This is a genomic window from Blastomonas sp., assembly GCF_041747255.1.
Classification (GTDB): Bacteria; Pseudomonadota; Alphaproteobacteria; order Sphingomonadales; family Sphingomonadaceae; genus Blastomonas.
The window spans coordinates 1-7,186 of record NZ_JBGTFM010000321.1; the positions used below are offsets into that span (position 1 = coordinate 1).

Sequence of the window (7,186 nt, forward strand, 5' to 3'; positions counted from 1 at the left end):
CCGGCACGGTGATGCCGATCTCCACCGTGGGCGATGCGAGCGCCAGTTCCGCCAGCGCCGCAGTGCCGGCATCGCTGAGCCGCGCATCCTGAGGCTCAAACAGCTGGCTGACCGGCAGCGCGTGTTCGACCACGCTGCGCGGCGCTGCACCGAACGTCTCAGAAATCGCCCCTGCCGCTGCGCTATGCCGGTCACCCACGCTGGCCAGCATCGCCATTACCCCGGTGGTGATCAGGGCAAGGTCGAGAAACGACATAATTGAGCGCTGGGCAGCGGTCATGACCGGGCTGCCGCGCCTTTGAACGCGCGCGGCGGTTCGGTTGAGACATACAGCCCGCTGGCTGTGATATCAGGATAGGCCAGCCGACCGATAGCGATCAGCCGCCGCGCGACATCATCGTGCCAGCTCTGCTCTTCCGCCGCGATACGCGCCAGCCGCTTGGCAATCGGCCCGGCAATCAGGTTGGCCAGCACCAGCCCATATAAAGTGGTGAGCAAAGCCAGCGCCATCGCCCGGCCAATAGAGGCGGCATCCTCGACGTCGCCGAACAGCATGATCAGCCCGGTGACTGTGCCCAGCATCCCCATCGCAGGCGCCATATCGGCAACATTGTCCCAGAAGCGCACCTGCGTGGCCAGCCGGGTACGACGCTGCGCGGCGAGCCGCGCGACCGCGTCTTCAAAGCCCTGCAGCGAGCGCTGGTTGGCCATGGCATCGGCGGCGCTGCCGACAAAGCCCGGCTGCTTGATGCGGTCAACGCAGCCTGTGCCGCGGCTTTCCACCAGATGCTCGATGCGCAGCACCGCGCGATGACCGTCGTCGGCTTCGGCTTGCGGTTTGATCCACAGTTCCGTGCGCAGCGCAGCCAGAGCGCAAAGCGCAGCGGCGCTGCCATTCTGCATCCAGGCCACCGCAAAGCTGGCACCTGCGACCAGACCAATGGCCAAGGGATCGATAAAGGCGGTGATTGTCATGGGCTTAAATTGGTCCTCGATCATCCCGCCAAAGCGGCAATAGGTTGCCGCCGAACGGCAATTGTTTGCCGCCAGCGATGCGCAGCTTGTTAACGCGCACTGCCCGTCCACACCCGCAGTAACCCAAGCAATGCCTGCACCTGACGAAACTGGCACGGGCATTGCTTACCCTTTGGGCGACGCATTCTGTCCACCGCTTAAGACGGCAGATGCAGCACTTGGTTAAGAGGATTGGTCCCATGGGGGCAGACAAGCTTTTCGGAATGCACGGCTCCGCGCTGCAGCTGCGATCACAGCGGCTGTCGATGCTGGCATCGAACATCGCCAATGCCGCGACGCCCGGATACAAGGCGCGCGACCTTGATTTCGACAAGGCGATGGAGCGCGTGCAAAAGGGCGAAAGCCTGGCCGCCGCGATGGGCGAAAACGCGGGCTATCGCACGCCGCTGCAGCCTTCGCTCGACGGCAACACCGTCGAGCTGTCGACCGAACAGACGCTGTTTGCGGAAAACGCCATCGGCTATTCGACCACGCTGTCATTTCTCGAAGGCCGGGTGGCGACCATCAGCCGCGCGTTGAAGGGGGAATAAACCATGTCGGGCCCGATGAACATTTTTGACATCAGCGGCAGGGCGATGTCGGCGCAGCTCTCACGACTGAACACCACCGCATCGAACCTCGCCAACGCGCGCACCACCTACAGCAGCGAGGCAGAGGCCTATCGCGCGATCAAGCCGGTATTCAAAACCGTCACTGACCGCGCCGGTGTCGCCACCGTCTCGGTTGAGCGGATCGTCCAGTCAGACATCAAGCCGGTCAAACGGCACGACCCGACCAACCCGATGGCCGATGAGCAGGGCTTTGTCTGGGATGCCGGGGTCGATGAAGCGGCAGAACTGATCGATATGCTCGAAACCGCGCGCCAGTATCAGAACAACGTGCAGGTGATGCAGACCGCAAAGTCGCTGATCCTCGATACCGTAAGGATGGGCAAATGAACACGATTGCCGGTGATTTTGCGTCTACGCTGACGCAGGCACAGCCAGCGGGAGCCACAGGCGGGCGCAGTTCGCTCGACCAGACCGCGTTCCTGAAGCTGATGACCACGCAGCTGAAATTTCAGGATCCGTTCGATCCGGTCGATAACCAGGCGATGGTCGCGCAAATGGCGCAGTTCAGCCAGGTTGCGGGCATCTCTGAAATGAACGCTTCGCTGAAATCGATTTCATCGGCGCTGGGCACATCGCGCCTGGCAGAAGCCGCCAGCTTCATCGGCCGGTCGGTGCTGCAGCAGGGCGACACCGCCCATGCCGATGCGCAGGGCCGCTATGCAGGCGAGTTTACCCTCGCGGCGCCTGCCGACAATGTCACGCTGGAATGGACCGACGCCAGCGGCAACGTTCTCCATAGCCAGCAGCTGGGCAAGCTTGCCGCTGGCACCATCCCGTTCCAGCTGATCAGCCAGGACGAGAACGGCCAGCCGGTCAACGCAGGCCCGCTCAAGCTGCGCGTCACCGGCGCGGCGGCCACCGGGCTATCCACCTGGCTGCCAGTCACGGCGGTCGAATCGAGCAGCAATGGCGCCGATGCCATGCTGGTCACCCCGGCAGGCAGCATCGCCGCCGGCTCCATCAAACGCATCGCCTGACCCTTTTTTGCATCACCCTATTTCACTGACTTAAGTTTCACTGACCAAAGTTTTAATGAGGAGTAACACCACATGTCATTCGTCACCTCGCTCAGCGGCCTGAAGGCAGCGCAGACCGATCTTTCGGTCGTGTCCAACAACATCGCCAACGCCAATTCGACCGGCTTCAAGAAAAGCAGCGCAGCGTTCGGCGATCTGTTCGCCGCAGCGCCCACGCAGAGCACGCGTTCGGTTGCAGGTCAGGGCGTTCGGCTGAACGGCATCACCCAGCAGTTCAGCCAGGGCGCGGTCGAGAGCACCGATCGTACGCTCGATCTGGCTGTTGCTGGCGACGGCTTTTTCGTGGTCAAGGGCCAGCCGCCGCGTGAAGCACAAAGCTACACCCGCAACGGCTCGTTCGGGGTCAACGTCAACCGCGAAGTGGTCGACACCATCGGCAGCAAGGTACAGCTGCTGCCCGTCGATGCCAATGGCATTCCCACGTCGACCGATCCGGGGGCGATGATCGATTTCGTGCTGCCGCAGTCCGATCCGGCTGACCCCGACGCCGTGCTGTCGAACATCACGATTGCCGACGACGGCGTCGTGACGGCAACCTTCTCGAACGGCAACCAGGCCCGGCTTGGTGCGCTCGCGCTGGCCAGCTTTGTGGCGGTCGAGGGCCTGCGCCCCATGGGCGACTCGCATTGGCAGGCCACCGGGGACTCGGGTGTTGCCGCGATCAACAAGGCTGGCATCGGCCCATTGGGCTCGATCCGTTCGGGATCGCTCGAAACCGCCAACATCGACCTGACCGAGGAGCTGGTGGCGCTGATCGCCGCACAGCGCAACTTCCAGGCGAATGCGCAGGCGATCGAAACCGCCAACAACATGACCCAGACCATCGTCAACCTGCAGGTCTGATGACGGTTTGAATGACTGACCTTTCACCCCCAGCAAATGGTGCCCTGACATGGACAAGATGATCCACACCAATCTTAAGGCCATGCAGGGCATCATGAACCGGCAGACCGCGATTGCCAACAATCTGGCAAACGCGAACACCACCGGCTTCAGGGCGGAGATCGTCAACGCCCAGGCGCTGTATCTGCAGGGCGAAGGGCTCGACAGCCGCGCAACCAGCCGCGATGCCGTCATCGGTGCAGACATGAATGCCGGCCCGGTCGCCAACACCGGACGGCCGCTTGACGTCGCGATCAACGGCACCGCGCTGCTCGCCGTACAGGCCCCCGATGGCGCCGAGGCCTACACCCGGCGTGGCGACATGACATTGAACGATTCAGGGCTTTTAACCACAGGCGACGGGCACCCCGTGCTCGGTGAAGGTGGCCCGATCACGCTGCCGCCAGCCGATCAGGTGCAGATTGCCGCCAATGGCGCGATCAGCATCGTGCCGCGTGGCGGTGACCCGACACAGTTTCAGGAGGTCGCCCGGCTCAAGCTGGTGAGCGCAGAAGGCAGTGAAATCAGAAAGGGCCGCGACAACCTGTTCCGCGTGCCCGACGATGGCGCGTTGCCCGATGACCCCGATGCGAGCGTGACCGTGGCCGCGCTCGAAGGATCGAACGTCAATATGACCCAAGCATTGGTCGATATGATCGAGGCCAGCCGCGCCTGGGAAACCCAGGTCAAGATGATCACCACCGCGCAGGACATGGACGATAGCGGCGCGCGCATCATGCAGATGCCGGCGTAACCCGGAACACACGAAGGATATTGAGATGAGCAATGGAGCCCTTCAGGTCGCCCGCACCGGGCTGGACGCACAGAACACCAAGATGCGCGTCATCGCCAACAACCTGGCAAACGTCAACACCACTGGTTTCAAGCGCGACCGCGCCAATTTTGAGACGCTCGCCTACCAGCAGCAGATCGCCGCCGGGGCGCGCGCCGATGCGCAGAACGTCTATGCCACCGGGCTATCGGTCGGCACCGGCGTCAAGGTAGCAGGCACGATGCGCATCGACACGCAAGGGTCGCTGCAGGCCACCGGCAACGCGCTCGACATGGCGATCGAGGGCGCAGGCTATTTTCAGGTGCAGCTGCCCGATGGAACCAACGCCTATACCCGCGCGGGCAATTTCAACCTGACCGCCGAAGGACAGATCGTGACACCCGAAGGGCTGCCGCTGGTCCCCAATATTGCGGTGCCCGAAGGCGTCACCAACATCACCATCGGCACCGACGGCACCGTGTCGGCTACGCTTGCCGGGCAGGCCGAGCCCAGCGAGCTGGGCACGATCGAGCTGGCAAGTTTCATCAATCCGGCAGGCCTCAAGTCGCTGGGCGGCAACCTGCTGGCGGAAACCGTCTCTAGCGGCGCGCCGGTGGTCGGTGTTGCGGGCGCCGAGGGGCGCGGCATGCTGCGCCAGGGCTCGCTCGAAGGCTCAAACGTCAACATCGTCGAAGAGCTGGTCGACATGATCGAAACGCAGCGCGCCTATGAGGTCAATTCCAAGATGATCCAGGCCACCGACGAAATGCTGCAATATGCCAACCAGCAGATGGGTTGAGGCTGACATAAAATGACCATCCGGACAACGAAGATGCTGACCCTCAATCCTCCCCTTGCCGGGGAGGGGGACCACGACGCGAAGCGGCATGCTGGAGGGGAAGCGTCGGCGCGCGGCGGTTCAATCTCGCTGCCTCTCCACCATTTGCTGCGCAAACGGTCCCCCTCCCCGTGCCGGGGAGGATTGATCGCGGCGGTTGCACTTTCGCTCGTGATCTCGGCATCCCCCGCCTATGCCAAAAAGAAAAAGCGGCCCATTGAGCCTGATCCGGATTATGCGCCGTCTTTGTCCGTGCCCATGACCACGCCGCGCATTGCGACTGGTTCGATCTTTCAGGCGAGCAACGGCTATGCCGCGCTGACCAGCGGCGCGCGCGCCGCGATGGTCGGCGATGTGCTGACGATTTTGCTGATCGAGCGCACCCAGGCGGTCAAATCCAATGGTGCCAACACCGACCGCAGCGGCAGCATCGGCCTGACTCCGCCCAGCACCGGACCATTGAGCTTCTTCAACCCCAGCGACATCAGCATGGGCGGCAACAGCGGCTTCAAGGGCGCAGGCACCGCCAGCCAGTCGAACACGCTGCAGGGCGAGATCACCGTGACGATTGCCGAGGTCTACCCCAATGGCACCATGCTGGTGCGCGGCGAAAAGCTGATGAGCCTCAACCGCGGCGCGGAGCATATCCGCTTCAGCGGCATTGTCCGCGCGGTCGATATCGGCCCGGAGAATATCATCTTCTCCTCACGCGTCGCCAATGCGCAGATCGTCTACGGCGGCACGGGTGAAATCGCCCGCGCCAGCAAGAAGGGCTGGCTGCAGCGCTTCTTTGAAGTCATCAGTCCGTTTTGAAGGCCCCTGACATGACCCTCCCCTTCCCGCACCTGCTGCGCGCCGTCCTCGCCATTGTGCTGGTGCTGTTCGTCGCCGTGCAACCCGCCTATGCCGAACGGATCAAGGATCTGGGCGCATTTCAGGGCCTGCGCGCCAACCAGCTGACCGGTTATGGCATCGTTGTCGGGCTTGCGGGCACTGGCGACGACAATCTGGAATATGCGACCATCGGCATGAAGGGCGTCACCAACCGCTTTGGCCTGTCGCTGCCGCCCGGCGTCAACCCCGCGACGCGCAACGCGGCTGCCGTGCTGGTGACCGCAGAGCTGCCACCGATGGCCAAGCCCGGCCAGCGACTGGACATCACCGTGTCCGCCATTGGCCGCGCCAAATCGCTGCGTGGCGGCACCTTGATCATGATGCCGCTGCTGGGTGCCGATGGCCAGATCTACGCCATGGCGCAGGGCAATCTGGCGGTGGGCGGTCTTGGCGTCAGCGGCGCGGATGGTTCGAGCACTGTCATCAACGTGCCTTCGGTCGGGCGGATCGCGGGCGGCGCGACCGTCGAGCGCGTCGTTGAAACCGGCTTTGAGCAAAGCCCCTATCTGATGTTCAACCTCGCCGATGCGGATCTTACCACCGCGATGCGCGTCGCCGACGCGATCAACAGCCAGTTCGGCTATGGTCTTGCGGTCGCCAATGATGCCGTATCGGTGCGCATCGCCGCGCCCGTCACCCCGCAGGAGCGGGTGATGATGATGAGCCGGATTGAGAACATTCCGGTGACCCCGGCAGAGGCGGCAGCGAAAGTAATTGTTAATGCCCGCACCGGAACGGTCGTTATCAATGGTGCGGTCAGGATCAGCCCGGCGGCGGTAAGCCACGGCAAGCTGACCGTGCGGGTGCAGGAAAGCCCGACAATTGTGCAGCCAGCACCGTTCAGCCGGGGCGAGACCGCCGTGGAAGAGCGCAGCGCGGTGGATATCGAAGAAGAAATGAGGCCTGCATTTGAATTCAAAAGAGGTGCCAACTTGTCCGAGATTGTCGAATCGATCAATGCCATCGGCGCATCGCCCAGTGATCTGGCGGCGATTCTTGAGGCATTGAAGCAGGCCGGCGCGCTCAAGGCGGAGCTGATCATCCTGTGACGATCATGCCCGCCTCCCAGGCCTTTCCGATGGCCCGCACGGCTGGCACGCAGGCCGCTGCCGGTCCG

At 63.2% G+C, this 7,186-nt stretch carries 10 protein-coding genes; 8 read left to right on the forward strand and 2 right to left on the reverse strand.

Translation table 11 applies throughout. From position 1 onward, the window contains the following. A partial coding sequence (locus ACEW8G_RS10920; protein WP_373488447.1) for a hypothetical protein occupies window positions 1-280 on the reverse strand: 280 nt, incomplete at its 3' end. Continuing rightward, a complete protein-coding gene (locus ACEW8G_RS10925) occupies window positions 277-975 on the reverse strand; it encodes a MotA/TolQ/ExbB proton channel family protein (RefSeq protein WP_373488448.1) in 699 nt (232 codons plus the stop codon). The genes ACEW8G_RS10925 and ACEW8G_RS10920, both read right to left, overlap by 4 nt. A gap of 239 nt (window positions 976-1,214) precedes the next feature. Between ACEW8G_RS10925 and flgB the strand changes: the two genes are divergently transcribed. From flgB to ACEW8G_RS10965, 8 genes are all read left to right on the forward strand, one after another. Beyond that, a complete protein-coding gene (flgB, locus tag ACEW8G_RS10930) occupies window positions 1,215-1,565 on the forward strand; it encodes a flagellar basal body rod protein FlgB (RefSeq protein WP_373488449.1) in 351 nt (116 codons plus the stop codon). A 15-nt stretch (window positions 1,566-1,580) separates the two neighbouring features. Next, window positions 1,581-1,973: a flagellar basal body rod protein FlgC gene (flgC, locus tag ACEW8G_RS10935; protein ID WP_373488450.1), complete on the forward strand. Its 393-nt coding sequence runs from the start codon at window positions 1,581-1,583 to the stop codon at window positions 1,971-1,973. Continuing rightward, entirely contained in the window at window positions 1,970-2,623 is a 654-nt protein-coding gene (locus ACEW8G_RS10940; protein ID WP_373488451.1) for a flagellar hook assembly protein FlgD, read from the forward strand. Before flgC ends, ACEW8G_RS10940 begins: the two co-directional genes overlap by 4 nt. A 72-nt stretch (window positions 2,624-2,695) precedes the next feature. Continuing rightward, entirely contained in the window at window positions 2,696-3,526 is an 831-nt protein-coding gene (locus tag ACEW8G_RS10945) for a flagellar hook-basal body complex protein (RefSeq protein WP_373488452.1), read from the forward strand. Window positions 3,527-3,575: 49 nt separating this feature from the next. Next, window positions 3,576-4,319 (forward strand): flagellar basal-body rod protein FlgF, encoded by a 744-nt coding sequence (gene flgF, locus ACEW8G_RS10950; protein ID WP_373488453.1) that lies wholly within the window; start codon window positions 3,576-3,578, stop codon window positions 4,317-4,319. A gap of 25 nt (window positions 4,320-4,344) precedes the next feature. Then, window positions 4,345-5,136: a flagellar basal-body rod protein FlgG gene (gene flgG / locus ACEW8G_RS10955; RefSeq protein WP_373488454.1), complete on the forward strand. Its 792-nt coding sequence runs from the start codon at window positions 4,345-4,347 to the stop codon at window positions 5,134-5,136. A gap of 210 nt (window positions 5,137-5,346) precedes the next feature. Further along, window positions 5,347-5,988, forward strand: coding sequence for a flagellar basal body L-ring protein FlgH (locus ACEW8G_RS10960; RefSeq protein WP_373488455.1), 642 nt, complete (start codon window positions 5,347-5,349; stop codon window positions 5,986-5,988). Window positions 5,989-5,999: 11 nt separating this feature from the next. After that, window positions 6,000-7,118, forward strand: coding sequence for a flagellar basal body P-ring protein FlgI (locus tag ACEW8G_RS10965; RefSeq protein ID WP_373488456.1), 1,119 nt, complete (start codon window positions 6,000-6,002; stop codon window positions 7,116-7,118). The last annotated feature ends 68 nt before the right edge of the window (window positions 7,119-7,186 follow it).

What these genes read in the sequence shown, in the direction of transcription:
- flgC (WP_373488450.1), top strand. Translation starts at nt 1,581, where the DNA reads ATGAACATTTTTGACATCAGCGGCAGGGCGATGTCGGCGCAGCTCTCA.
- flgF (WP_373488453.1), top strand. Translation starts at nt 3,576, where the DNA reads ATGGACAAGATGATCCACACCAATCTTAAGGCCATGCAGGGCATCATG.
- ACEW8G_RS10965 (WP_373488456.1), top strand. Translation starts at nt 6,000, where the DNA reads ATGACCCTCCCCTTCCCGCACCTGCTGCGCGCCGTCCTCGCCATTGTG.
- flgG (WP_373488454.1), top strand. Translation starts at nt 4,345, where the DNA reads ATGAGCAATGGAGCCCTTCAGGTCGCCCGCACCGGGCTGGACGCACAG.
- ACEW8G_RS10940 (WP_373488451.1), top strand. Translation starts at nt 1,970, where the DNA reads ATGAACACGATTGCCGGTGATTTTGCGTCTACGCTGACGCAGGCACAG.
- ACEW8G_RS10925 (WP_373488448.1), bottom strand. Translation starts at nt 975, where the DNA reads ATGACAATCACCGCCTTTATCGATCCCTTGGCCATTGGTCTGGTCGCA.
- flgB (WP_373488449.1), top strand. Translation starts at nt 1,215, where the DNA reads ATGGGGGCAGACAAGCTTTTCGGAATGCACGGCTCCGCGCTGCAGCTG.
- ACEW8G_RS10945 (WP_373488452.1), top strand. Translation starts at nt 2,696, where the DNA reads ATGTCATTCGTCACCTCGCTCAGCGGCCTGAAGGCAGCGCAGACCGAT.